22 protein-coding genes and 1 pseudogene are annotated in these 25,009 nt (G+C 53.7%); 14 read left to right on the forward strand and 9 right to left on the reverse strand.

Translation table 11 applies throughout. The features are described from left to right. Positions 1-71: 71 nt before the first annotated feature. Complete coding sequence (locus tag BN2684_RS14805; RefSeq protein ID WP_058302942.1) at positions 72-1,370, reverse strand: ATP-binding protein; 1,299 nt, start codon at positions 1,368-1,370, stop codon at positions 72-74. Next, complete coding sequence (locus BN2684_RS14810) at positions 1,363-2,100, reverse strand: LytR/AlgR family response regulator transcription factor (RefSeq protein ID WP_058302943.1); 738 nt, start codon at positions 2,098-2,100, stop codon at positions 1,363-1,365. The genes BN2684_RS14805 and BN2684_RS14810 overlap by 8 nt, the downstream gene beginning before the upstream one ends. A 142-nt stretch (positions 2,101-2,242) precedes the next feature. Between BN2684_RS14810 and BN2684_RS14815 the strand changes: the two genes are divergently transcribed. The 3 genes from BN2684_RS14815 to BN2684_RS14825 all read left to right on the forward strand — a co-directional run bounded on the left by BN2684_RS14815 (position 2,243) and on the right by BN2684_RS14825 (position 4,353). Continuing rightward, complete coding sequence (locus BN2684_RS14815) at positions 2,243-3,472, forward strand: GGDEF domain-containing protein (protein ID WP_082651986.1); 1,230 nt, start codon at positions 2,243-2,245, stop codon at positions 3,470-3,472. A 108-nt stretch (positions 3,473-3,580) separates the two neighbouring features. After that, entirely contained in the window at positions 3,581-4,027 is a 447-nt protein-coding gene (locus BN2684_RS14820; RefSeq protein WP_058302944.1) for an NUDIX hydrolase, read from the forward strand. A 5-nt stretch (positions 4,028-4,032) separates the two neighbouring features. Beyond that, entirely contained in the window at positions 4,033-4,353 is a 321-nt protein-coding gene (locus tag BN2684_RS14825) for a nucleoside triphosphate pyrophosphohydrolase (RefSeq protein WP_058302945.1), read from the forward strand. A gap of 13 nt (positions 4,354-4,366) precedes the next feature. Here the strand turns inward: BN2684_RS14825 and BN2684_RS14830 are convergent, their stop codons facing one another. The 3 genes from BN2684_RS14830 to BN2684_RS14840 all read right to left on the reverse strand — a co-directional run bounded on the left by BN2684_RS14830 (position 4,367) and on the right by BN2684_RS14840 (position 7,693). Then, positions 4,367-4,798 (reverse strand): DUF4395 domain-containing protein, encoded by a 432-nt coding sequence (locus BN2684_RS14830; RefSeq protein ID WP_058302946.1) that lies wholly within the window; start codon positions 4,796-4,798, stop codon positions 4,367-4,369. A 255-nt stretch (positions 4,799-5,053) separates the two neighbouring features. After that, the gene (locus BN2684_RS14835) at positions 5,054-6,790 is read right to left on the reverse strand and encodes a hypothetical protein (RefSeq protein WP_058302947.1); all 1,737 of its coding nucleotides are present in this window, start codon (positions 6,788-6,790) and stop codon (positions 5,054-5,056) included. Positions 6,791-6,883: 93 nt separating this feature from the next. After that, positions 6,884-7,693: a sugar phosphate isomerase/epimerase family protein gene (locus tag BN2684_RS14840; protein ID WP_058302948.1), complete on the reverse strand. Its 810-nt coding sequence runs from the start codon at positions 7,691-7,693 to the stop codon at positions 6,884-6,886. Between the two features lie 263 nt (positions 7,694-7,956). Between BN2684_RS14840 and BN2684_RS14845 the strand changes: the two genes are divergently transcribed. After that, positions 7,957-8,835, forward strand: coding sequence for a metallophosphoesterase family protein (locus tag BN2684_RS14845; protein ID WP_058302949.1), 879 nt, complete (start codon positions 7,957-7,959; stop codon positions 8,833-8,835). A gap of 65 nt (positions 8,836-8,900) precedes the next feature. Here BN2684_RS14845 and BN2684_RS14850 read toward each other — a convergent pair whose 3' ends face one another. Next, positions 8,901-9,428: a CDP-alcohol phosphatidyltransferase family protein gene (locus tag BN2684_RS14850; protein WP_058302950.1), complete on the reverse strand. Its 528-nt coding sequence runs from the start codon at positions 9,426-9,428 to the stop codon at positions 8,901-8,903. 40 nt (positions 9,429-9,468) lie between these two features. After that, positions 9,469-10,470 carry a ribokinase gene (locus tag BN2684_RS14855; RefSeq protein ID WP_058302951.1) on the reverse strand — a complete coding sequence of 334 codons (1,002 nt, stop codon included), beginning with the start codon at positions 10,468-10,470 and terminating at the stop codon, positions 9,469-9,471. A 332-nt stretch (positions 10,471-10,802) separates the two neighbouring features. Here BN2684_RS14855 and BN2684_RS14860 point away from each other — a divergent pair, with 332 nt between their 5' ends. The 8 genes from BN2684_RS14860 to BN2684_RS14895 all read left to right on the forward strand — a co-directional run bounded on the left by BN2684_RS14860 (position 10,803) and on the right by BN2684_RS14895 (position 20,114). Further along, on the forward strand, positions 10,803-11,531 hold the full coding sequence (locus BN2684_RS14860; protein ID WP_058302952.1) for a MerR family transcriptional regulator: 729 nt from the start codon (positions 10,803-10,805) through the stop codon (positions 11,529-11,531). Between the two features lie 195 nt (positions 11,532-11,726). Next, the gene (locus BN2684_RS14865) at positions 11,727-13,502 is read left to right on the forward strand and encodes a putative bifunctional diguanylate cyclase/phosphodiesterase (RefSeq protein ID WP_058302953.1); all 1,776 of its coding nucleotides are present in this window, start codon (positions 11,727-11,729) and stop codon (positions 13,500-13,502) included. A gap of 345 nt (positions 13,503-13,847) precedes the next feature. Next, positions 13,848-14,525 carry an HAD family hydrolase gene (locus BN2684_RS14870; RefSeq protein ID WP_058302954.1) on the forward strand — a complete coding sequence of 226 codons (678 nt, stop codon included), beginning with the start codon at positions 13,848-13,850 and terminating at the stop codon, positions 14,523-14,525. A 45-nt stretch (positions 14,526-14,570) separates the two neighbouring features. After that, a complete protein-coding gene (locus BN2684_RS14875) occupies positions 14,571-15,749 on the forward strand; it encodes a mannitol-1-phosphate 5-dehydrogenase (RefSeq protein WP_058302955.1) in 1,179 nt (392 codons plus the stop codon). Between the two features lie 122 nt (positions 15,750-15,871). Beyond that, positions 15,872-16,534, forward strand: coding sequence for a GntR family transcriptional regulator (locus BN2684_RS14880; protein WP_058302956.1), 663 nt, complete (start codon positions 15,872-15,874; stop codon positions 16,532-16,534). Between the two features lie 233 nt (positions 16,535-16,767). Beyond that, a complete protein-coding gene (locus BN2684_RS14885) occupies positions 16,768-17,214 on the forward strand; it encodes a HEAT repeat domain-containing protein (protein WP_058304566.1) in 447 nt (148 codons plus the stop codon). A 277-nt stretch (positions 17,215-17,491) separates the two neighbouring features. Further along, a complete protein-coding gene (locus tag BN2684_RS14890) occupies positions 17,492-19,165 on the forward strand; it encodes a DEAD/DEAH box helicase (protein ID WP_082651987.1) in 1,674 nt (557 codons plus the stop codon). A 355-nt stretch (positions 19,166-19,520) separates the two neighbouring features. Next, on the forward strand, positions 19,521-20,114 hold the full coding sequence (locus BN2684_RS14895; protein ID WP_058302957.1) for a GNAT family N-acetyltransferase: 594 nt from the start codon (positions 19,521-19,523) through the stop codon (positions 20,112-20,114). Between the two features lie 677 nt (positions 20,115-20,791). On the opposite strand, the gene BN2684_RS14900 is transcribed toward BN2684_RS14895, so the two are convergent. Further along, on the reverse strand, positions 20,792-22,291 hold the full coding sequence (locus BN2684_RS14900) for a methyl-accepting chemotaxis protein (RefSeq protein ID WP_058302958.1): 1,500 nt from the start codon (positions 22,289-22,291) through the stop codon (positions 20,792-20,794). A gap of 330 nt (positions 22,292-22,621) precedes the next feature. Beyond that, positions 22,622-23,260, reverse strand: coding sequence for an NAD(P)H-binding protein (locus tag BN2684_RS14905; protein WP_058304567.1), 639 nt, complete (start codon positions 23,258-23,260; stop codon positions 22,622-22,624). Positions 23,261-23,659: 399 nt separating this feature from the next. Here BN2684_RS14905 and BN2684_RS25025 point away from each other — a divergent pair. Continuing rightward, positions 23,660-24,061: pseudogene (locus BN2684_RS25025) on the forward strand (class I SAM-dependent RNA methyltransferase); the annotation flags it as partial. Positions 24,062-24,078: 17 nt separating this feature from the next. Next, positions 24,079-25,008 carry an RluA family pseudouridine synthase gene (locus BN2684_RS14915; RefSeq protein WP_187385800.1) on the forward strand — a complete coding sequence of 310 codons (930 nt, stop codon included), beginning with the start codon at positions 24,079-24,081 and terminating at the stop codon, positions 25,006-25,008. Position 25,009 lies beyond the last annotated feature (1 nt).

Here is a 25,009-nt window from a genome sequence, read left to right on the forward strand (position 1 = left end):
TGGATGCGTTCAGTATAGCGGGTTGCACCGCTGTCCGAACGGCCGTTGTCAAAGTTGGGGCAGTTCTTGTTTTATTTGGCCGAGCGCTGCACGTTGAACAAGACGACCTCGAGCTGGAATACGCCGCCTTCATAAGAAATATCCAATAGGCCGTGATTCTTCTCAACCATATCCCGAATGCTCTCAAGCCCAATCCCATGTGCGCTCGGACCTGATTTCGTAGAGCGCACTCGGCCGGTAAGGTCGGTGCGAATCGTCCCGCTATACGGATTCTCCATCCGGAGAAACAAGCTTTCCTTGTCATAGTGGATTTGAATGGTGAGGCAAGGTCTGCCGGTGTCCATCCTTTTGCAGGCTTCGATGGCATTGTCCAGTGCGTTTCCCAAAATGACGCTCACCGTGATCGGGTCCAGCATCACATCGGCCGGACAACGGAGGTCGAGCTCGATCGGGATATTCGCTTCCGCCGCCAGCTGCAGCTTGTAATTGAGGATGGAATCGATGGCGATATGGCCGCTATGGGCGATACTTCGCGTCGAGCTGAAGCTGCTTAACAGCGTCTCAACGGTCTCCTGCCCCACGGACACATTGCCGGCTTCCAGCTCTGCCTGAAGTCCCGTGAGAATGTTTTTGAAGTCATGACGAAAGCGCAAGGTTTCTCTTTGCGCGGCTTCGGCCTGCTTGTACTGCCTGGCGTAATAATCGATCTGCTGCTCCAGCAGCAGCGTTTGCTTTTCTTTGGAATGCTTGTACAGCACATGATCGCAAATCATCACAACGAAATAGTTCAGGAACACAAGTCCGACGGAAAGGGAAAGGTAGATATCCATCCTTCCGGGTTCGACAGAACGGCTCAAGCCGTAGATGCTGACCAAGCTCAGCAGTGGAGACAGGATCAGAAGAGCCCAATACCCCGCTGACATGACTCCTTCGCCATAAGAGGTGCCTATTCGCACAGCCGCATATCCCAGTGTCATCAGGATGACCTTGGAGATGAACAGACTCAAGACGTAGAGGGCCGTCGAATTCTTATCGAAGAGGGTCATTAAGAGGATTTGCGCCAGGAAATCGCTCAGCAGGATCATCGCACCGATAAAAGCAGCGGCTCCGATGCGCCAGGGGATTCTCTTTTTGTAAAAACAAGTTAAGAGGACGAGCAGCATCACATTCAGGAGAAGTGTCACAGAGCCTGGAAGGGGGGCGAAATACAGGCCGCCGCTTATGGCGCAGTATAGCGCATACAGCAGTAGGATATAGATGGGCTTCCTCATTCGGCAACCGAGACAACGATTGTAAAAGTGGTGAACGACAGCGGCGATCACCGGAAAGGTCTCCAGATAAACCAGATCCTCGATCATTACCTCACGCAAAAAAATTCCTCCTGTAAGCCAGATAAGCGTCCTTCACGGCAGACCTGCGACTTCCGCTGACCGGAATGGCGGAATTGTTGACGAGGATCAGCGATTCACTCGTTACCTCTTTTACATAACGCAGGTTGACCAGATAAGATTGATGGGTTCGGACAAAATCGGGCACGGGCAGCTTGAGCTCTTCTTCATTTAAAACCCCGTAGTAGTCGATGATGCCCTCTGTCGTATGCAGGTGAATCTTTCGGATTTTGCTTTCAAAATAGAGCAGACTCTTCAAGGGCAACAGCAACTCGCGTCCTTTCTGGGAAACCGAAAATACCTTCCGCTTTCCTTCCTGGCGGCGGCGTATCGTCTTGAGGATCGCCTTTTCCAATTGTACGGAGAACTCGTCCCGGCGGATCGGCTTGTCCAGGAAGGCGAAGGGTTGAACGTCAAAGAGCTCGCGATAATACGAATCGTGACTTGAAATGTACAGCAGCAGGACCGTATCGTTGTCGTCGCTTGAACGGAGCTTCTGTCCGGCCATGATTCCGTCCATTCCCTTCATTTCGATGTCCATCAGTACGATGTCAAAGGGACAATGGTCCTTAATGGCTTCGCAAAATGTCTCGCCGGAATAAAAGATGTTGGTTTCGATCCGTTCGGCAAAGCGGGGTTGAAGCTGGAGCAGCAGCTCTTCGATGCGTTCGGTATCAGGCAGGTTGTCGTCGCAAATCGCGATAGGAATCATTTCGAAGCCTCCGAGGGGGATAGTCTCTCTTTCTTTTTACCTGTCGACATGAAAAATGTAAACACTCCTTATTAAGATCGGAGCCTCCTGCCGCCGATAATAGGAGAGTACCGAAGAAAACCCTCCGAAGGGAAATGCCGACTTGAAAATCATACGAAAAACGGTTTTGCCGGTGCTTGTGCCGATTCTGTTCCTCGCTCTATCTTATCTCTTGTTCTTGAAGACGAACAGCATGTCTGATCCGCAAGTGGAGCTGATCAAGGCTTCTCCTTACGCCATTCTGCTCGTCGGGTGCATCATCTCGTGGAAATTCAATCACAGCCGGGAATTCTTCGTCCTCTTTACGTTGGGATGGAGTATGATCTATATAGCTTACCTGCCGAGTGTTGCGAACCGTTTCGGGGTTCAAGAAACAGCTGTACTCTTCCTGCTAAGCCTGGCCATTCCGGTCACGATCGCCATCTTCTCGTTCTTGGGAGAGAGGGGGATCAGCAGCTTCTGGGGGATACTCCGCTTCGTCTTTATCGCCGCCGAATTTCTGGCGATTCTGTGGCTCAGTCGTGTCGGCCATACGGAATGGCTTCTCCGCTGGAACCGGGATCTGCTGCCAGTGAAGCCAGACTCCTTCACTTCGTTGTCGCAAGTGGCTCTCTTGGCCTTTGCTGTCACGCTGATCATGCTTGTCTTCCGGCATAGAACGGTGAAATCGTCGCAGGACATTTCCTTTCTCGCCGTGCTGGTCGCCGTCTTCTTCGTTTTGCGTACAGGAGGCAGTGATCCTGTGCTGGCGGCAATCGGCATTGGCGTATCCGGGATCATCCTGATCACGTCTATCATTCAGGATTCCTACTCGATGGCTTTTACGGACGAGCTTACCGGTCTTCCGTCGAGAAGAGCGCTCAAGCAGGACATGATGAAGCTCGGCTTCAGCTACACCATCGCGATGCTCGACATCGACTTTTTCAAAAAGTTCAACGATACGCACGGCCACGATACCGGAGACGATGTCCTGAAGCTGGTTGCGTCGATCATCAAGGAGGTTTCGGGAGGAGGAAAGGCTTACCGCTACGGCGGCGAGGAGTTCACGATTCTATTCCGGAACAAGACCTGCAGCGAGGCAATCCCTCATCTGGAGGAGCTGCGGGAGACCGTGTCCAAGAGAGGCTTCATCCTGCGCGGGAAAGATCGGCCCAAGAAAAAGCCCGAAAAACGATCCTCAAGCTCAAAGCCTGCCAAGGAAATCTTCATCACCGTGAGCATCGGGGTCTCCCAGAAGAATGAAACGAGCAAGACGCCGGATGACGTGATGAAGGCGGCCGATAAGGCACTCTATCGAGCGAAGAAGAAGGGGCGGAACCGGGTCAGCAAATAAGAAATGGGGGCAGAATTCGCTCTGCTTTCCACTAGCCTTAGTCCCGGCTCCTCTCCGCGCGAGTAAGGGTGACGGTGTATTATTCACGATATACGGGAGGTTGAACGGGTGAAGGTCGTCTTTTATGAATGGGACAGCGTGAAGCAGGAGGAATATCGGTTTGCGGTCATTATGGCGCGTCATAAAACCAAGTGGTTGTTCGTGAAGCACAAGGAACGGAGTACGTGGGAGATTCCCGGAGGACATCGGGATGACGGAGAAGAGATCCGCACCACGGCAGAGCGGGAGCTGTTTGAGGAGACCGGGGCGGTCAACGCCGAGCTTCACCCGTTATGCGCTTATGCCGTGCAGCGAGAGGGAGAAGAGGAGTCGCTGGGGGCGCTATTCTTCGCTGAGGTGATGGAACTCGGGCCGATGCCGGATAGCGAGATCGGAACCGTGTCCGGCTTCGTAGAAATGCCCGCCGAGCTCACCTACCCCAGCATTCAGCCGTTCTTATGGGAGAAGGGGCATGAGCTCCTTCGGCTGCGAGACCTATCCAGGGGGGACAAATAATCGACATGCCTACATACAATAAACTCGTCCGTGATCGAATTCCGCAAATCATTGAAGAATCCGGCAGTTCGCCGCGCACCCGCATCTTGAGCGATGATGAATACGGCCAACACCTGCAAATCAAGCTTCGCGAAGAAACGGAGGAGTACTTTAGCGCCGCAACCTCGCAAGAAGCCCTGGAAGAAATGGCCGACATGCTGGAAGTGATGCGAGCGCTAGCGGTCCGGCATGGAGCGAGCTGGGGGCAGCTTGAAGCCATTCGGGCGAAAAAGGCGGAGGCTCGGGGAGGCTTCGAAGAGCGGGTATACTTGATCGATGTTCAATGAGAACGACATCGAATCAAGCGGCGGGACGGCGCAGCTTACGGAGCGCTTTCCACTTCTTGTATTGGTAATAGATCGTGCAGCCGATGCAATATCCGGCGAGCGCCGTTCCGGCTGCGGCTAGCAGCATGAAGGCGAACACGTAACCCGCCACGGTCCAGCTGAGGAGGAAGGAGAGAAGCGACAGCGTGAGGAACAGCACGGCCAGCGTGTTGTTGAAGCGCTGCAGCTCGTAGGCTTCCGTTTGGGAGCCCGACACCTTAAGCCACGGCTTCGCCAAGCGCACGAACAGATTGGCCTTGCCGGCGCTGAGCAAACCGACAACTTGAATCAGCCAGAGAGCAGCCAGCACCCAAGGCTCTTGAAAGACGAATGCCGCAACCACTGACAATACAATTCCTGTCTGATTGGCTTTGACATAGGGAACGGGAATCTCTTTAGCAGCCATCATTTTGGCCTCCTTTAATTCCGATTGGAATACTATAATATTAATCCTTATTTTGCTTCGTGTAAACAGGAGAACGGCATTCTCGTATCTGGCATTATGCGAATGTTTTATTCTATCCAGACGACTTGGCTGGAGCATCCGTACTTGCGTCTATCTTTCTAAATAAAACAGGCCGCACCGGGTTCATCCGGTGCGGCCTGTATAGGTAATGGAAGGAGCAAATCTAAGTCTCCTTATCCTCAGTCAGCCCTCGAGTCAGTTCGCTTCCTCGCCTAATGTATAGGCTGCGAAAGCGGAAGGCGGCAGCGTGATCGTGTACTCCGCCGTTCCATCCTCCAGCACGGCTGTCCGCTTAAGGGGAGGCGCCGACTTGACCGGCGTAAGCTGGCGCAGCACCTTGCCCGGCGGCACCTGCACCTTCCAGGTAGCGGCATGCGGTACGAAGGTTTCCAGGATGAAGCTTTCATTGTCATAGGGGAAGAAGCCCGCTTGACCCGGCCCGCTCAGGCGATAGGGAAGAAGCTTCCCGGTGAAGGTGTCTCTGATCTTCGTCACAACAGAAGCGGGCAGCTTCATCAGATCGGCCGGATTCTCGGGGACGACCAAGGTGAAGAGCTTGCCTTTGCCATAGTTATCGTACATCAGCACCGGATAATTGACCGGGCCGTTCCAAGCGACGATGGATTGCCAAGTGGCGTTGGTGCCGAAGCTCAGGACTGGGAATGTGATCGGTGCGGGTGATCCGACAAACTCCTGAAACGAGCAGATGCCCGTATCCATGGCGAACTGTTCGACGGGCAGCGGCCTTCCGGTAGGACGAAGAGAGGTCAGCTCTTCGATTCCTTTGCCAGTCATGCGGCTCAGGAAGCCGGAGGTCATGATGATCTGCCCTCCTCCCCGCAGGAACGCCTTCATTTTCCCCAAGATGTTTTTGTCTCGGGCGGCGTTGGCTGTAATCAACAAGGGGGCATCTGCGTTTTCCGGGAAATACGGCGTGAGCTCCAAGGGAATCCCCAGCATACCCAAATGGTCGTTCAGGTGATTTTCTCCTTTAGCATGATGGGGCTCATAGACGCTTACGCCCAAGGGCTGGCCGAGCTGTCCTGCCAGCTGATCCAGCTTGTCCAACTGGAAGCCAAGGGGCGGTACGTACAGATGGTCCTTCAGCAGATGATAACAGAACAAGGTGAGCTCTCGAGCTTTGCCGAACACCGTCAGGTACGCTTGTTCGAGGTAATAATCCGTGTAGGTGCAGTCGAAGGCATCGAACCAGCCGCCGCCGTTGCGTTCCGGCGCCAGGTTTTCCATCCAGCGCATGAGGGAATAGGAGGCGTAGCGCGGAATATGCTGCTGGCTGATAGCGGGATCGCGGGTTTCCGTTCCGGTATAGACTCCGTCGAAGAGAGCCGGCTGCTTGTCCGTGTTGTAGCCTGCGGAGGAATAGGATTCATTCCAGTTCGGGAATTTGATGATGACCTTGACCTGCGGATTGACCGCTTTCGCCGGCTTGATGATGACGTTCTCGGATACCTCCGCCATCAGCTCCAGCCGGAATTCCTCCCAAGTACGATCTCCCTTGCGGCGCTGGCACTCGTCGCATGCGCAATTCGTGAAGAAGAAATCATCCAGGATGATTTCGTCGAAGACGGCGGCCGCTGTCTCCGCGGCTTCCCGCAGCTTCGCTCGGGACGCTTCGTCCGTGTAGCAGATGCCATCCAGCAGCCGTTCATACCCGGGACGGTACTCCTTGCCGAGGATGGGCGTGATTCCTCCGGCGACCTCAATCTCCTGCGAGAGAAAAAACGCTTTCAACTCTTCCAGCCGTTCTCGGCTCAGGTTCACATCGCCGCGATGATTCTCGATGTACACCTTCGAAACCTTCAGATGCTTGCGGAAAAACGCCATGTCCTCTTCGAGCTGCTCCAAGCTCAGATCGAGGCAGGATGCGGTGCAGTAGATCGCCAGCTTAAATGATTGGTACGAGTCTGCCATAGGCTCACACTCTTTTCCGTTAGGGTAGGGAGTTCTCCCTTCATGATCGATACCTTCTTCAGGAGCTTCTAGCGGGAGCGGTTTCGGCGCTTCTCACCAAGCGGAAAGGAGCCACTCCGCCGACTGCCGCATGTAGCTGAGTTGGTCAGGTGCGTCAAAATGCTCGATCGCCAGCGTGCCGTCGTACCCATGAGCGCGCACCCGCTTGAGAGTCTCGCGAATTTGGATGCAGCCGGAGCCGACCGGCGAAGGATAGAGCAGGGTGCCCGTGAGCGCGAGCTTGGATGCACCTTCATTCGGTTCGAGGGAGCGATCCTTGCAATGAACGTGAACGACACGATTTATCAGCTTGTCCAACGCTTCGACTTCGTTCTCGCCCGAGTAGATGAAGTTGCCGGTATCGAAGGTGCAGCCCAGCTTGGGAGCTTGGCTCAGAAACCATAACAGCTCGTCCGATTGAGCGAAGGGAGCGGCGATGTCGTCGAAATCCTCCATCGTGACCGTGATCCCTTTTTGCTCAGCGTAATCGCACATGCGGCGAACGGCTTCTGCCATGTTCTTAAGGGCAGATTCCCTTTGGGGCGGGGCAAGCGTCTGCTGCAGAAAGCCTGGGATGACCAGCACCTTCCCGGCTCCCGCACTCGCAGCATCGTCGATAAACCGAGCGGCTTCTTCCTCTTGGCGATGATTGCCGAAATCGAAGAAGCCATACACACAAGACGCGCTTAAGCCGTGGCGGTTCAAAAGCTTGGCCATTCCCTCCGGATTCTCCTTGATCTGATCCGAGTCCAGCTCGACCTGGGAGATTCCAAAGCGGCTAACCTGACTCAACACATCCTCGAGAGCAAGCCCCGTTTGCCGTGCGGCTTCTAGAACATGATTGTAAAAGACGGAAATCTGCATGATGTGTCCTCCTCTTGTTCAAGCAGTACCGGTTCACTGCCTTTCCAGCACCATTATAGCAGAAACGTCTCGGTTTCCTAGACAAGATATGAGCGGACACCGAAACTGCACTCGTTTATCGGCCAGCTGCATTTTTCATAAAACCTTAATCGGGTCTTCATGTGGAGATAATCTTTTCTTAATGGTGAGGAGGTACGCTATCCAATGAGTATGAATATGAAAGCCATGACGATCATCCAACCAACGGAAAGAAGGGGACGGAAATGGGGCATGAGCGAATGGAGCGTGGGCGGGAGTGCTTGCTATCCTTTCAAGTGATAACGGACACTCATGTAACGGCCAATCCCAAGCATTCCTATAATAAGAATCTGGAGCAGGCGCTCGAGGATATCGCGGTTCAGGCGCCGAATACGGATGGCATCATGCATGTCGGAGATGTGACTCATCACGGCTTTAAGCGGGAATACCGGGAATGGAACCGAATTTGGGACCAGTTCCAGGATGTGCTGCCATCCCCCTTTGTCGCGACTGGCAATCACGATATCGGATTGGGCTTCTGGCGATATCGGTTGGCGGGTTTCCTACGCGGTACGGGGATGAGGGGCGCTTATCACGATCATTGGATTCGCGGGCATCACTTTATTTTTCTCGGTTCGGAAAAGAGCTTGAAGCTTCACTGCTCGTTGTCGGGTCAGCAGCTCGATTGGTTGGACGCCAAGCTTGGAGAAGGAGCTGTAGCCGGTCGGCCGGTCTTTGTATTCCTTCATCAGCCGCTCCTAAATACCGTATCCGGATCATATCAGGACCAGGGGTGGTCCGGCGTCAGAGAAGACCGGGAGCTGAGAGCCGTGCTCGCCCGTCATCCGCAGGCCATTCTATTTACGGGGCATACCCACTGGGAGCTCGAATCGAGAAACTGCTGCTTTCAAGGAAAAGAAGGCTTTCCCAGCCTGTTTAACGCCGCCTCCGTCGCCTATTTGTGGAGCGATTCGGGCAAGCATGTAACGGGAAGCCAGGGCTTTTATATTGAGGTGTATCCCGGCCGTGTGCTGATAAGAGGACGAAATTTCACCCAGGGGGAATGGGTGGAGAAAGCTCAGTTCGTGATTGAGTATGAGAGCTGGAGCCAAGAGGTGGGTTGAGCGACTTGAGAATCGGATGCCCTTCGGGGCATCCTTTTTCGTTTGGGGCGACGATTCCGATTGGGCTAGAAAAAGAGGCTGCGGCGGTTCAAGTCGAGCTTCGGGGAGGTGAGATGGATCAAGCATTCCTCCACCGCCGACAACACGGCTGCAAGGCACACCAGCCAAAGACCCGTGGTCAGTTGATACCCGAGAAACAAGGGAGCGATGAACACCAAGAGTCCGGCCGCTTTGTTACCCCAGGTGTGGACGCTGGCAAAGGTGTGGTATTTCCACGCCGCGATGATCAGATTCATGCAGCGGATGAGAGCCGCAACCAGAATCCAGGGCAGATAGGGTTGAATCTCCGCACCCAGCCATATGAAGGCGGATACGGCGATGACGGTGAAGAAGAGGAGATCCGCCATGGAATCCAGGCGGGCTCCCCAATCGCTTGCCGTCCCAGTCTTTCGGGCAACGTATCCATCCAACCCATCGCTAATTCCACAGATCAGGTAGATCAACGTGAAGGCCCAAGGAATGTGAAGGGTGAACGGCAGGCCGATCAACAGCACGATCCTGCTTACCGATAAGAGATTCGGCACATGCTTCATAAGGGTTCCCCCTTTGCCCGAGTAGATTTCGGCTGTAGGATCAAGTCCATCTACTCACTTCGGCGAATGTCGGCATGCCCGCTTGGGCGCCGAACTTGGTGACGGAGAGAGAAGCGGCCTTGACTGCAAACTGGAGGGAATGCTCCACGCTCCATCCGGAGGCGAGGCCAAACCCGAAGGCTCCGTTCAGGCAATCTCCGGCGCCGGTGGTATCGACGGCCTGAACGATCGGGGCCGGAACGGTTACCGGGGCACCGTTATGCAGATAGGAGGCTCCTTCTCGACCGCGAGTCAAGATCACGGTGTGCCCGTAGTGTTGGGCCCATTCGGAGAGAGCGGCTTGCCAATCGTCAGCTCCCTGTCCGCTATCCGCTTGGACAGTCGCCGCCTGTTCGTGATCCGAAAGGGGGCTGCCGGAGGGAGCGTTTTGCATTTCCGACGGAAGTGGCTGCCGATAGCCCCGGTTGAAGAAGGCAAACTCCGTCTCGTTCGGAGTGAAGTAATCGGCCAAAAGCAGCATTTCCCGCGGCAGGCTGCGAGCGGGCGCTGGATTGAGTACCGTCCGCACTCCGGCGGACTGGGCGATGCGGAGGGCGGCTTTGACCGCATCCAGCGGAATTTCCAGCTGCACCAGCAGAACGTCCGCCTGCCGGATCGTATCGGCTGATCGCTCGACGAGCTCCGCTGATACTTTGCCGTTCGCGCCCGGGACGACGACGATGCTGTTATCCTGTCGCGTATGCAGGATGGAGGCGATGCCGGTTGCCGTATCCGTTAACCGGGAGACGGTGTCGGTTGAGACCCCGCTCTTCTTCAGCTCCGCCAGCAGAGAGCTTCCGAATGTGTCGTCGCCGACAGCTCCGATCAGATCGACCTGCGCTCCGAGCCGGGCGCAGGCGACGGCTTGGTTGGCCCCTTTGCCTCCGGAGATAGAATGGATGGATTCGCCAGTCAAGGTTTCTCCTGTCTGGGGCATCCGTTCGGCGGTGACGACCAGGTCCATATTCAAACTGCCGACGACGGCAATGCGGGGACGGTTCATTCGGAACACCTCATTAATTGGGTAGAAATGATGTATGGGAAGGAGTATGTGCCCTGGTAAGGCTGAAACTGCTTCGGATTCTCCTTCCATGATGACGTTCCAAACAAGCTGGTGTCAAGATGTTGCTCCCGCCGGAACGCGAGGCGATGCGAAAGGACATGCACATTTGCCGAATAGCGATGGAACGAATTGACAATCGCAGAGGGCCTTTTTTATACTGGTCGAAATCCGTTACATGCCAAGTCGGCTGTTTCATAGGATCGGGATCATCGCGATTTGCAAAAAAAGCTTGCTCATGACGCTGCGTCATCAGGGATCATGAGGGTGAGGTGATGGAGATGGAAACCCTGTATTCGACAGGCGAGCTTGCCAAACAAGCGAATGTTAGCATTCGAACCGTTCAGTATTACGACAGAGAGCGCATTCTGCAGGCTTCAGGCCGCAGCGATGGAGGTCGACGCCTCTACACGGAAGAGGATGCGAGGAAGTTGAGGACGATCGGACTCTACCGGGCGCTCGGCTTTTCCTTAGAAGAGATCCGAGGCATCGTCACAGCGGGCGAAATGGATCGGCAGCTTCAGGGAGCTCTTCGGCAGCAAAGCGCCAAGCTGGCGGACGATATCGCAGGCTTGCAGCAGAAGCGGCAGCGGATCGCGGCAATCCTTCAGAACTATGAAGAAACGCAGCGGATGGAGGTGGAGACCCTCGATGAATTGGAAGCGATGATGATCAAGAAAGAACGTCACCGCAAGACGGACCTTCTCACGTACCTGTTCATCGGAGGCTATCTCCTGCTGATCGCCGGAGGCTTCCCTCTCGCGGTATCCTATGGCGGCTATGCTCCGGTCTTCCTGCTTGCGGCGGCTCTCTTCATGCTGGCGGGACTCGTCTACTATCATGCCGAGGTGAATGCATATGTCTGCCCGAAATGTCGTCACAAATTCACGATCGGCTTTTGGAAGGACCTCTTCACTCTGAATGGGGGCAAGAAAGGCAAGCGCTTGGCCTGCCCGAATTGCGGGAGAAAGGGCTGGTTTTCGGAGACCTATCCCGATTCATGAGCTTGCTTCCGGAAGAGATGAGCAATCGTCATTGTACCGCCGGCTTCGAAATGAACGACCCTGCATGCTGCCGGGGTCTTCTTTTTTTTGGAAATCTGTTCGTTAAAGTGTGTCCAATTTCGTTGTCGCGCATCTTGCAAGCAAGCTAAGATAGGTGAAAAGACACCCCGAAGCCGTCGGTAAAGGAGTTGGCGTATGCGTCAAAAGCAAGCGAATAAGGATTTTCGAAACAAATTGGCGGCATTCGGCCACAGGCAGATGCCGGAATTGGTACCGCTTGAATCGGATCTTCCCGAAACGTTCAGCCCCATTCGAAGCTCGCTGAGAATTGCAGGCCTCTATGTCTTGATCGGAGGGGTGTGGATCCTGTTGTCCGACCGCATCCTCGCTCTTCTGGTCAGCGATGTTCATCTGCTCAATACGATCAGCGTCGCCAAGGGCTGGTTCTTCGTCCTGCTGACCGGACTGCTCCTGTACCTGCTCATCCGGCGAACATTAGCGCGGATCAAGAAGACGGAATGCCAGCTGCAGCGCTCATATCGCGAAAGGGTGCTGGCCCATGAGGAGCTGGAGCAGGCCTACGAGGAGATTACCGCGACCGAAGAAGAGCTGCGCATGCAGTACGAGCAATTGGAGGAGCAGCAGGAGCGGTTATTCGAAAATGAGCGAAAATTGGAGCATCTGGCCTACCACGATGTTTTGACCGGAATGCCCAACAAGCTTGCCTTGTTCGAGCGGGCTGCAGCGGGTCTGCAAACGGGAGGGGGGCGTTCGGCTCTTCTTTTCCTGGATATCGATAATTTCAAATACATAAACGATACGATGGGGCATGACTTCGGGGATGAATTAATCGTCAAAGCTTGCGAGCGGCTCGTTGCCATTCTTGACGGGCAAGGAACCGTGTACCAGTTCGGGGGAGATGAGTTCCTGCTGCTTCTGCCCCGCATTCAGGATGTCGCGGATGCCGAGGAGATCGCGGGTCGAATCCTTTCCGAGTTCCGCAAGGCGCTGGATATCCGAAAGAGCTTGTTTCACATCGGACTCAGCATCGGCATAAGCCTTTATCCGGATCATGGACAGGACATGATGGAGCTGGTGAAACGGGCGGATATCGCCATGTACCGGGCCAAGGAGACGGGAAAAGGAGCCAGCGTGCTCTACGACGAGAGCATGACGGACCGCTTCACCGAGCGGATGACGATTGAAAAGCTCATGTACCAAGCACGGGATCTGAATGAATTCTTCCTCGTTTACCAGCCTCAATATGATGTGAAGACGGGAGCCGTCGCGGGACTCGAAGCGCTGGTGCGCTGGACGAGCCCTACGCTCGGTGAAGTGTCCCCGCTCAAATTCATCGAAGTAGCCGAAGATACGCATCTCATCATTCCGCTCGGCACCTGGGTGTTGAAAAGCGCTTGCCGCGAGTTGAAGAAGCTTCATGATCAGGGGTATCCGAAGTTGACGATGTCGGTCAACATTTCCTTGCTGCAGCTGATGCAGACCGACTTTTGCGAGCAGGTGCTAGATACTCTTCAGGAATACGGGCTTCGTCCCGATTGCCTGGAGCTAGAGCTGACCGAATCGCTCTTCATTGAATCGTACGATGCGGTTGTGGCAAAGCTGAACGTGCTGCGAGAAGCGAACGTGCGGATCGCCCTCGACGATTTCGGAACGGGCTATTCATCCCTCAGCTATCTGACCCATCTGCCGATCTCAACCTTGAAGATCGACAAGTCTTTTATCGACACTCTGTTATCGGACCGAAATCAGGCTATTTTAGTGGACCAGATTATCCAGATCGGAAAGCGAATCGGCATGTGCACGGTCGCGGAAGGCGTCGAGCGGGAGGAGCAGCTGATTCGCTTGCAGGAGCTCGGCTGCGACATGGTCCAAGGCTTTCTGTGCAGCAGGCCGATCCCGCCGGCAGAAGTAGAGGCTCTGCTTGCCGAACAGAAGCGTCATCATTCCTGATGGCAAGCAGCTGTCCTCTTGTTGTATAAAACCGAGCAGATTCGTTCCATGGCTTTCCGCGATCGAACGAATCTGCTTTTCTCTATTCGCTTTCTACAGCGCGATTTTAGGGGAATGGAGAATACGAAATGAGCCCATTTTTTCAATTTCTCAGAATATTGGGAAATCCTCCAGTTTTGCTGAGAATGCGAGCGGTTGCAAGCAAAAGAATAGTAAAATGAAAGCGTATCAACTAACAACATGTTAGAAATTGTGGGTTGTTAGTTCGGAATGAATTGCATATAATGGATTTCAAGACATCGTGCGGTGAACCTCCTACCGCCGAAATCGGAGAGGAGAATGATCATGCTTAAAGCGATTGTGTTTGATTTTGACGGAACGATCATTGATACGGAGACTGCCTGGTTTGTCGCTCTCCGCGATATTTACAAGACCTATGGAGTCGATCTTAGCTTGGAGCTGTATTCCGGATGTATCGGAACGAGCTTGCATACTTTCAATCCATATGAATATTTGAATACTCATCACAACTTGGGCGTCGATTCTGACGAATTGCGTAAAGTGGTCCGCGCGCGGCATACCGAATTGATGCAGGAAGAGAAGATTCGACCGGGGGTCCGGGAATACTTGGAGCAAGCCAAGGAGGCGGGACTCAAGATCGGTCTTGCCTCAAGCTCCGACCGTGAATGGGTGGAAAGGCATCTGAAGCAGCTTGGACTCTACGACTTCTTTGACTGCATCCGCACGGCCAATGATGTGGAGAAGGTGAAGCCGGATCCGGCCCTGTATCGGAAGACGCTGGAAGGTCTTGGCGTTTCGGTGGACGAGGCGGTGGCCATCGAGGATTCGCCCAATGGTATGCGCGCTGCTGTGGCAGCGGGTATCGCTTGTGTGGTGACTCCGAACCGCATTACCGCGCTGCTGGAATTCGAAGAGTCTCGCTGGCGGGTAGAGGATCTCGGCCAGCTCGCCTTCACCGATGTCGTGAAGAGCATGGCGGAGCCGCTCAGCCGCCAAGTGTAAATCTCATCATGTGGGTTCATGGTACGAGGGAGAGGAGGAATACGGATGAAAGCTGTTCATTTTGGAGCGGGGAACATCGGCCGTGGGTTTATCGGTCCGATGCTGTCCGCGTCGGGATACGAGGTATGCTTTGTTGTTCGAAACGTCAAGAAGGAGTCGCTCTTGCGTAAGAAAGGGGCCTACCCGGTCGTCCTGGCGAACCGCAAACACGACAAGTCCATGGTCAGTAAGGTGACCGCCGTCAACACGACGGAGCCGCAAAAGGTGGCAGGTGCGATCGCGAAGGCGGATGTCGTCACAACGGCAGTCGGGATCGGCGCACTGGAGGAGATCGCTCCCTCCATTGCTCAGGGCATCGAGCTGCGATTGTCCGCCCATCCCCGACCGCTGCATATCATGGCCTGCGAGAATGGAGCCGGAGCGAGCACCCGATTGAAGCGGATGGTCTATGACCATCTGCGTCCGGGTCTTCATGCAAAGGCCAATCGGTATGTCGCCTTTCCCAATACCGCAGTCGACCGCATTGTGCCGAAGCAGAGCCATCCAGGCAATTCCTTGACGGTGATGGTGGAGCCCTTCTACGAATGGGTCATCGACCGCTCCGCTCTGCTGAACGATTATCCGGAGATTGAAGGAGCCGTTTACGCCGACTCCCTGGAGCCTTATCTGGAGCGCAAGCTGTTTACGGTCAACACCGGACACGCCTGTGCGACTTATCTCGGGTATCTGGAAGGCTTCCGGACGATCCAGGAAGCGATGGCCCATCCGCCGATCTTTCTAGAGGTGTGTCGGACGCTGCAGGAGACGGGAACCTACTTGATCGCCAAGTATGGCTGGGATCAAGAGAAGCATGAGAGCTACATTCGCAAGGTGCTGGACCGCTTCCGCAACCCCGATCTGACGGATGAGATCGTTCGTGTAGGGCGCTCCCCGATCCGCAAGCTGTCTCCGCGCGAGAGGTTGACCTATCCCGCCATGCAGGCGCATGAGCTTGGGATGGAGGTCCCGGGACTAGTCCGCACCATCGCTGCCGCTCTTTGCTTTGCCGCTCCGGAAGATCCGGAAGCGGTCAAGCTGCAAGCTGAGCTGGCAGAGAAGGGCGTGGAGCGCGTGCTCTCGGAAGTGACCGGAATCGGGACGGAGCATCCTCTTCATGCTCGGATCGTAGCGGAATACCAACAGATGAAGCAGGAGACCCCGTCTGCACAAGCTGTGAATCTGTAAGCGGCTCCCGCTCTTTTCCTCCGACGGCCGAATGGTTTACAATGGAACCATGAACCGATCCGCATGCCCAGCTTCCCGGCAGGAGCATATGCAGACGGTTACGCCTGGAGGAGACCTTCGTCATGAACGACCTGCCCATCTATCAATCCATCGCCCTCGACTTGGCCCAAAGAATCGCCAATCAAGAATTTCCCGAGAATTCCAAGCTGTCAGGCCGAAGCTTGCTTACGAGTCAGTATCATGTCTCATCGGAGACGATTCGCAAATCCGTGTCTCTGCTTCGGGACGCTGGCATTCTGAACGTCTCGCAGGGCAAGGAGATTACAATCCAATCCCGGGAAAAGGCGTCCGAATACTTGAACCGGTACAACGATTATCTGGGCTCCGCCTACTCCTTGAGACAGGAGCTGGAACAGCTCCTCCGCGAGAAGAAGGAGACCGACGCCAAGTTCGACGCGCTGATCGCCCAGGTGATTAATTATTCGGACCGGTTGCGCAACCTGACGCCTTATAATCCGGTAGAGATCGAAATTAGGCCAGGTGCGCATGTAATCGGCAAGACGATTGCCGATATTCGCTTATGGCAGAGCACCGGCGCCACCATCATTGCTCTTCGCCGCGACAAGGGCGTGACGATCTCGCCGGGACCTTATGTTCAGCTGCAAATCGGCGACCGGCTCGTCATTGTCGGCAATGGCGACGTGTATGACAAGACGGCGCAATTTCTCAATGCCCCGCCTCTTTCGGAGAAGGAAGGGGAAGAAGGGCAAGAATCGCAGGGGTGAAGGAAGTCCGCAGTCTCCTTTCGGGTGTTCGATGGGGAGAGGCGGATTTTTTGTTGAAAATGGGATTTGTGAGCGGAGGACGCGGTCGAGTTTATGGCTTCCAGCAGCAGCCCTTACCAAACGGTCGCTTCCATGGTATAGTGAGGACAGGAAATGTTTACAATGCAGAGAGAGTCGTCCCGCGGAGGGCGTTCTTTCTTTTTATTGGACTATTGCAGAACGGAGTGAAAAGCTTGGAGCAAGAAACGAAGACAGGATTGCCTGAGAATTTTGATAAGCTGAAAGCGGCGGCAAACCGGACATCCAGCTGGAGGGATCGTCTCGCGGCGGTGGAAGAACTGGGCAAGCACAAGAGCCCGCAGAGCCTTTCGGCATTGACGTATCGCATGAACCATGATTTGGTCTACACCGTCCAAGAAGCGGCATACAACTGCCTGAAGGAATGGGGCGAGAAGGTTGAGCCTCCCACGAGACAGAAAGGCGATCTGATCAAGGGGCTCATGAAGACCTTGGTGCGCATCAAGAAAAGCTTGCCGGAAGGCCACAGCTACGAGGATTTCAAGGAGAAGCTGAAGAAGATGCGGCTGGATCTTTACGATGCTTATGAAGGGGACAAGGGCGCCGAGTTCGACAACTGGCTGGAGTCTACATGGAAGGCTCTCCGGACGAGGAACTACTAATCGAGCTGAAGTTAAGCTAAGCTCGTGTTGAACTCTTGCATGGAGAATCGGCGGTTGTATGAAAGAGCTGCCTAAGCAGGCCAATCGGATTGAATTCCGGTTGGCCTTTCCTGTACTAAGCATGGCTGACTTTTTTTCCTGATTTCTTCCTATTGCCGATGAACTGTGGTATCCTTACTTGTTGCGTGCCAATGAATTGTGGAACCAATACCTATATCGTTAAGAAGAGATACCGATAGCTCCTAGGAGAGATTCGGATAGATAAAAGGAGAGTACGATGAATTTTCAAGATTTAAAGCTGATTCCCCCGATTCTGAAAGCTTTGGCGAAGGAGAACTATACAACGCCCACCCCGATCCAGGAGCAATCGATTCCGGCCGTTCTGGCAGGAAGAGATCTGCTCGGCTGCGCTCAGACGGGTACGGGGAAGACGGCCGCTTTCGCGCTGCCGATCCTTCAACTATTGAACCAACAGCCGGTTGCGGCAGGGCCGGTGCGCCGGATTCGCTCGCTCATTCTGACGCCGACCCGTGAGCTGGCAATCCAGATTGCGGACAACCTCAAGGCTTACTCCTCGTATACAAGGATCAAATCGGTCGTTGTGGTCGGCGGGGTCTCCCAAAAGCCGCAGGAGCTCGCTTTGAAGCAGGGGACGGATATCCTGATCGCGACGCCGGGACGGCTGCTTGATCTGGTCAATCAGAAGCATGTCGATCTGCAGCACATCCAAATCCTCGTTCTCGATGAAGCGGACCGCATGCTGGACATGGGCTTCATCCACGACGTGAAACGGATCATTGCTAAGCTTCCGGTTAAACGGCAAACCCTGTTCTTCTCGGCCACCATGCCGACGGAGATTGCGAACCTGGTCAAGTCACTGCTCGTGAATCCGGTGAAGATCGAAATTCATCCGGTATCCTCGACGGTGGACCGTATCGAGCAGAGACTCTACAAGGTGGATAAGGAAAACAAGCCGAAGCTGCTCAAGCTGCTTCTTCAGGATAGCTCCATCGCTTCGGCGCTCGTCTTCACTCGGACCAAGCACGGAGCGGACCGTGTTGTCCGCGACCTTACCAAAGCGGGGATATCTGCGCAGGCGATCCACGGCAACAAATCGCAGAACGCCCGGCAGACGGCGCTGGGCAACTTCAAGAGCGGGGCTACCCGCGTTCTGGTTGCGACGGATATTGCCGCGCGAGGCATCGACATCGAAGAGCTGTCGCATGTCGTGAATTTCAACCTGCCGAATATCCCGGAGACGTATGTCCACCGGATCGGACGGACCGGCCGGGCGGGCCTCAGCGGAGTAGCGATCTCGTTCTGTGAAGCGGAAGAGCTTCCTTACCTCAAGGACATCCAGAAGCTGACCGGCAAGCTCATTCCCGAGGTGAAGGATCATCCGTATCCGATGGTGAACCTGGAGCCGGTGCCTACAACGGATGCAGCGCCGCAGGGCGGATCGCGGAACGCTCGAGGCCGACGCGGCTCGGATGCCTCCCGGAATCAGGCTTCGCCGCGACCGGCGAAATCCGGGAAGAAGCAGCAGGGAGTGGGCGGTCCGGCGGCGGCTTCCGTGAAGTCGGTGAAGGAATCACCCGGCAACCCTGGCGGCGGCAAGGCAAAACCGAAGCAGGAGCGTCCGCATAACGAAGCGGCATCCGCAAAAGCTCGTCCCGCTTCGGTTCAGCAGCCCTCTGCCGGATCGAAGTCCGGCTCCGCGCGGCAGTCGGCAGGTGCAATGAAGGCAGGCTCCAGCCACGCTCAGCAGTCGGCGAATGGAAGGAAGCCGGGCTCCAGCTCGGAGCGGCAATCCGCGGCTCCAGCAAAGGCGCGTACCTCTGCGCCCGCACAGGACCGCCAGCCGGTTCCGGCTGCTCGGATCTGGCCCGATCCAAAGCCCGCTCCGGGTTCGCGCCAGCCAAATGGGAAACGGCCGAGCCATCAGAAGTAGCTCTTCATTTGTCCGGCCGTTGAGCAAGCCAAGCCGTCCTGATTTCGGAAGTGCAAATGCTTCCTCGAGCCAAATGATAAAGCCAGCAAGCCTCCGGATTCCCGGCAGTGCTTTGCTGGTTTTTTTGACGTCCACTTGCTATAAACTTGCAGTAAGCTTGAGCAGCTCTTGTGCAGTACCATCAACTCGGAACGGTTGTGTTCTATACATGGAATTACATATTTTTGCGAGAAGTCGACGGTAGTTGTTGTTCAGATAAAATCATTATAAATGTAAAATACGTTGATGTTGTTGAAATGGAGCGATATTTTCATAAGTAGAAGTAGGATTCTATCTGATGTGGGAGGGAATTGAAATGTACTTAGAAACAGAACGATTAATCATTCGTGATTTTGTTTTAGAGGACGCGGACGCTTTAGAGAAAATTAAATACGATAAACAGGTAATGGATTTTGTCCCAAGCCTCATTAAGCGTGATGCTACTATTGATGATATCAGAGAGGCGATTATGTATTACGACAGCGTAAAAGGAACGGGTAAATACGAAGAGGAGATTTTATATGCGGTTGTTCTTAAAGAATGCCTTACGATTATCGGTGTTATAACGTTATCAGACGCTAAATTTCTTAATGAACCCCAGGTTGGTTGGATGATGAGGGGGGAATACGGCAGAAAAGGCTACGCTTCAGAGGCAGCTAACGCGGTAACCGATTATTTGTTCACTACCCATCCCTATGATTACCTCATTGTGGTTATGGATATTGATAATCCGGCATCCTATCAAACGGCATTAAAATGTGGGTTTAACCTATTTGAAAAAAGAACGGTGTATGATTATAAATACGGAAGATACTGCGACGACTACTACTATTTCCGAAAATACAATCCAAACTCAAAGACAAGATGCCGATTCTATGGAGACGTTGAATATAACGGGCGACACTCGTAAAAGAGACAGGAACATGATTGTTTTGAAAGCGCTACCAGCAATTTTAGTTACAAGATGTTATGCAAAAACTCTTGTAACCCATAAGGGGCTGTCCTAAAAGTCGTTTCCATCGGTTTGGGTACAGCTTCCTGATCGTTGGAATGACGAGGTAGAGGGGTGAATCAAGCGGTGACAGTCAAAGGCTTGATTCGCTCCCTTTTCGGATCAATTGCGTCCTTCTGGGACCCCTTTTGGGTGTGCGAAAGCCACCGATCGATAAGGGGAGTACCTCCCTAGTACGCTGTCAAATCAAAACCGTGGTTATCTCATCACTTCTCATACCGTTTGACGCCGCCTTGTATCCACACGATTAAGGTGGACAACGTACCAGATGATCAATGTCAATTCTTAGGGAGATACCTCAAGGCTCCTCGGGTGTTGTTTTTCTAATGGCGGCCACGGCCGTTATATCGCCAATAAGTAGGGTTTGAAATTCTAACGGAACTGCACGCTGCTATGGGGGGCGAATCTCCGATGATCACGCCGAATTAAGTAGAATAGTTGCATCCTTTTCCTTTAGATGAAGAAGAGTGCTATTTTGCGCTGATTAGCGGCTGCTGCTTCCGTTAAAGTCAAATCCGCCGGGGCAACAGCCGAGGCTTGAGTAGTTCCAGCATCCATGCTTATCGGACAGCTCTCTATCCCGCGCTGCGGCTCATCTCACTCAGCTTATCGCTTACGGTACGAATTTCCGCGATCTCCCGGTCAAGGGTGACGATCCGGCTGTTTTGCTCCTCGATGGAAGAGAGCACCTCTTCCGTGGTGGCGGAATGTTCCTCCGTTATGCTGGCGATATCACTGATCTGATCGCGGATGGCGACAAACTCGCGGTTCATCTCGTCGATCTGCTCGGATTCCTTGAGAATGCGCTGGTAGATCTCGATGAAGGTCGATTCGATGACCTGGAAGCCTTTGCGGAAGTTAATGGTGATGGATGCTCCTTGCTCGGAGGCGGCATGGCCCTTTTGCACATCAGTGAGAGCATTCTGGCTGACGGATACCATCTCGTGAACAATGCCTTGAATGCGTTCGGTCATTTCGCTGGTCATAGCGGCGAGCTTGCGGATTTCGGAAGCGACGACGGCAAAGCCTTTACCGGCCTCTCCGGCTCTCGCGGATTCGATCGCGGCGTTCAGAGACAAGAGATTGGTCTGTCTGGAGATGGATGAGATCGAGAGCAAGATCGAAGTGATTTCGCTCATGCGGTTGTTCATCTCGGTCACCGTGTTCAGAGCGGATTCAATGGCTCCCTGCACGACGGTGATCTGCTCGTAGAGACTGGTAACGGCAGTTGAGCCTTGACCGACAAGAACGTTCATATGCTCCGAATCGTTCCGAGTCAGCTGCGAGGATTCGTGGATGCCCCGGACGATCTGATCCACCTCTCCGATGGACGAATTGATGCTGTTCAAGCTGCTTGCTTCCTGCTCGACCCCTCGTGCGATCTCTTGGACGGCGAGAACGACGGTTCCGCTCACCTCGCGTGTTCCTGTGATGTTGTCGTTGCTGGTGCTCACACTGGTATTCAATTGCTCAGTGCGGGTGCGGATCTCCTCCATTGTCTTTTCCAGCGAGGCATACAGCTCGGCCGCTTCTTGTTCCTTGCGTGCGCTTGCGTCAATCAAGCGTTTGCCCCATTGGGTTAGGAAAAACAGGTAGACACCAGTCGCATCAAGCAACACGAGCCTCACGATAAAATCGCTGGCTTCCCAATTGGAGCCCATTACAGAGACCGGATCGATGAGGAGGAATCCGATCAGGAGGACGTTCAAGCATACGGTATAAGTAATCAAGATATCCTTGCGGAAGTATAAGGCGGAGGAGACGAGAGTCGCCGGGAAAACCAGGAAGAAGCGGAATGCTCCGTGTTCGTAAGAGAGCAGGACGAGAGCAATGGCAGTTGGCGCGAGTGAGAGTAGAGTTCCGACGATGATCTCCGGAAGAAGCTTCTTCAGATGGGCGAAGTAGACGATCGCTCCGATTAAGCAGGTCACGAGCATAATCGCAGAGATGCGAAAGCCGATTTCACGTCCGTGCATGAACGGAGCTTCGAGGGCGAAGATCAAACAGCAGGCGAGCAGGATGTAAAAATTGATTTTGGTTACGAAATGGAAATTGAACTGCGATTTCTGGGGCATGGGCGGCATCCTCTCGACGTGGTAAGGAACGAAAATCAAGCAATCGTGTTACTGTTCTTCACATGGGTAGATAGACCCTGGTTTTGTTATCGGCAGGAACGACGAAGTCTTTTAGTCATTTTCGATAATGGAAAAGGGACTTTAGACCTGGAAGCTATCGTCTACGGGTTACCACTGGAAAATAGGGTAAGGGGAAAGAGGAAAGGGAGGAGGAGTCATGGAGGCAAATAGGTATAAGAAAGAGGCGCGCAGTCGCTTCTACGCACCTTTTTCTTCAGGAGATTCAAATTTTCGGCTACAGAATCCCATCCTCTACTCGTACAGGGAGGATTAATCCGATACGGTAAAGCGAGCCCGTAGAACTGTCGGCTTTTCGATTTCGTTGAGAACTGCGACAGCCATGGTTCCATTAGTCGTATGCGATTTACCATCGGCTGCTGTCAAGAGGTGATCTTGGCCAATCACGGGGGTATGCTTTTCTCCCACCACGAAGCTGGCGGAAGGCGAAACTCCAACCCAATTCACATTGTCCACCTGGCGCAGGAACTCCAACTGCTTGAATTGGTTAACCGGAATGGACACCCATGCTTCCGAGCCGGGCAAGGTTTTGATGGTTTCAACGAAGGGACGTTCGTTCTGATCCAGCAAGCTTCCTGCTCCGAGAATGAAGAACAAGCGAGGGCTTGAAGTTTCCCGGAACATCGCGACAAGCTTCGCGGTCAGGTCGACGTGCAGATAGGCTTTGTCGGACGCTGTTGCGAACGCATTGACCACCACATCAAAGCTGCTGAGATCGCTCTGCTGCAATTCGAAGGCATCCTTCACGAGCAAGTTGGCGTCGCTGCCTAGAACTTCCTTAGCGCGATCCGCATTCCGCACAATTCCAACCACATCGTGTCCGCGTTCGGCGGCTTCCCGATAGACCGCTCGTCCGGCCATACCTGCTGCTCCAATAATTGCAATTTTCATTTGGATTACCTGCTTTCTATTGGTTTTGTAAATGGCATAGAGGCGTCCGCGTATTCGGCCCATCTGCCTCTATTGCACTCCTGCATCTGAGCAGTAGGATTGCTGCCGTCTGTTGATGGGGGGCTTGTGAAAGCTCACCCTTGTGTTGTAACCATTATAGTTACAATGAAAAGCAATGTCAATTCAAGAGCGGTCACCCATAGGGATAACACAACTGGCGAGCGCCGATGGATGGAGGCTTTGCCCAGCTTCTCTTTCTGGCTTCCCAGGAACGCACATGATATAGTGGATTCGACACCCTATAGGACGGAGCATGAGCATGAACGAACGGCGGCAGGGCAAGGGAACCCCGAACACGAAAGCATCGAAACCGCAGGCTGCATATCCATCGAAAGCTTCACATTCGGCTTGTGGTTCGCTCCGTATGCCCGTGAAGTGCGCGGTATCGAAGTGATCCCGGAATCCGTCGAGGATGCCAAGCGCAACGCAGAGCTCAACCACCGCTCGAACGTGTCCTTCTTCGAAGGCGAAGCGGAGGAGCTCCTCCCCCGCTGGGCCAAAGCCGGTCTTCGACCGGACGTGATCGTGGCGGACCCGCCCCGAACCGGCCTCGACCGCCGATTCCTCGACACCGTACTCCGCGTAAAGCCGAAGCGGTTCGTGTATGTCTCTTGCAACCCTTCGATGCTGGCGAAGGACTGCAAGGTGCTCCTGGACAGCGGGTATCGGATCGAGTCGGTGCAGCCCGTGGATATGTTCCCGCAGACGAACCAGGTTGAGTATTGTTCACTAGCCAACTGAAGCAGGAGGTCCTGATGATGCATAAGAAAAATACGAACTACTCTAAAGTCAATCGTCCCAATATCAGTCAATATACGGTCAAAGAACCGACGGAACTGCTGCTTTTTTTATTGCAGAAACAATCCAAACTCGGTCGAAACTCCGTTAAGGCCATATTAGCCCGCGGGCAAGTAACGGTCAACGATCGGGTAGTGACAGAATACAATTGTCCCCTTGTTCCTGGACAAACGGTTACCATTCGAAAGGATAAGGCTGTTGAAGAATCACCGTTCGTCGGGCTATCTATCCTGCATGAGGACGAGGATATCATCGTCATTCAGAAGAATGCCGGTTTGCTGTCGATCGCTTCCCCTCAAGAAAACGATATGACAGCCTACCGGCAGCTAATGACTCATGTTCGAGCTAAAGATCCTAGAAGCAGGGTTTTTGTCGTACATCGTCTGGATCGAGATACTTCCGGTGTGATGATGTACGCCAAGAGCGAGAGGGTTCAGCAATTGCTTCAGAATTCCTGGCACGACACCGTAAAGGAACGTACCTACGTTGCATTGGTTGAAGGAAAGATCAAGAAAACGGAAGGCACCATTTCTTCTTGGTTGAAAGAAAGCAGCACACTGAAAATGTATTCCAGTCATCGTCCGAATGACGGTCAACACGCTGTGACCCATTATAAAGTCATACAATCCAATAGCAACTTTACCTTATCGGAGGTCCGACTTGAAACAGGGCGAAAAAATCAAATACGAGTCCACATGCAAGACATAGGACATCCCATTGTAGGGGATAAAAAATATGGCTCGAAGTCAAATGCAATTAAACGACTTGGTCTTCATGCTCAAGTGTTAGCTTTTATCCATCCTACAACAGGTCAGACATTGCGTTTCGAAACCGATATTCCCAAGGCGTTTCTTACCCCTTTTCTTCAATCCTCTTCTAAATCAAACTAAC

The organism is Gorillibacterium timonense (assembly GCF_001457415.1).
Taxonomy (GTDB): domain Bacteria; phylum Bacillota; class Bacilli; order Paenibacillales; family NBRC-103111; genus Gorillibacterium; species Gorillibacterium timonense.

Coding starts and splice junctions, on each gene's coding strand:
- BN2684_RS14810 (WP_058302943.1), bottom strand. CDS start 2,100: ATGATTCCTATCGCGATTTGCGACGACAACCTGCCTGATACCGAACGC.
- BN2684_RS14825 (WP_058302945.1), top strand. CDS start 4,033: ATGCCTACATACAATAAACTCGTCCGTGATCGAATTCCGCAAATCATT.
- BN2684_RS14830 (WP_058302946.1), bottom strand. CDS start 4,798: ATGGCTGCTAAAGAGATTCCCGTTCCCTATGTCAAAGCCAATCAGACA.
- BN2684_RS14835 (WP_058302947.1), bottom strand. CDS start 6,790: ATGGCAGACTCGTACCAATCATTTAAGCTGGCGATCTACTGCACCGCA.
- BN2684_RS14840 (WP_058302948.1), bottom strand. CDS start 7,693: ATGCAGATTTCCGTCTTTTACAATCATGTTCTAGAAGCCGCACGGCAA.
- BN2684_RS14845 (WP_058302949.1), top strand. CDS start 7,957: ATGGGGCATGAGCGAATGGAGCGTGGGCGGGAGTGCTTGCTATCCTTT.
- BN2684_RS14850 (WP_058302950.1), bottom strand. CDS start 9,428: ATGAAGCATGTGCCGAATCTCTTATCGGTAAGCAGGATCGTGCTGTTG.
- BN2684_RS14855 (WP_058302951.1), bottom strand. CDS start 10,470: ATGAACCGTCCCCGCATTGCCGTCGTCGGCAGTTTGAATATGGACCTG.
- BN2684_RS14860 (WP_058302952.1), top strand. CDS start 10,803: ATGGAGATGGAAACCCTGTATTCGACAGGCGAGCTTGCCAAACAAGCG.
- BN2684_RS14865 (WP_058302953.1), top strand. CDS start 11,727: ATGCGTCAAAAGCAAGCGAATAAGGATTTTCGAAACAAATTGGCGGCA.
- BN2684_RS14870 (WP_058302954.1), top strand. CDS start 13,848: ATGCTTAAAGCGATTGTGTTTGATTTTGACGGAACGATCATTGATACG.
- BN2684_RS14875 (WP_058302955.1), top strand. CDS start 14,571: ATGAAAGCTGTTCATTTTGGAGCGGGGAACATCGGCCGTGGGTTTATC.
- BN2684_RS14880 (WP_058302956.1), top strand. CDS start 15,872: ATGAACGACCTGCCCATCTATCAATCCATCGCCCTCGACTTGGCCCAA.
- BN2684_RS14890 (WP_082651987.1), top strand. CDS start 17,492: ATGAATTTTCAAGATTTAAAGCTGATTCCCCCGATTCTGAAAGCTTTG.
- BN2684_RS14895 (WP_058302957.1), top strand. CDS start 19,521: ATGTACTTAGAAACAGAACGATTAATCATTCGTGATTTTGTTTTAGAG.
- BN2684_RS14900 (WP_058302958.1), bottom strand. CDS start 22,291: ATGCCCCAGAAATCGCAGTTCAATTTCCATTTCGTAACCAAAATCAAT.
- BN2684_RS14905 (WP_058304567.1), bottom strand. CDS start 23,260: ATGAAAATTGCAATTATTGGAGCAGCAGGTATGGCCGGACGAGCGGTC.
- BN2684_RS14915 (WP_187385800.1), top strand. CDS start 24,079: ATGCATAAGAAAAATACGAACTACTCTAAAGTCAATCGTCCCAATATC.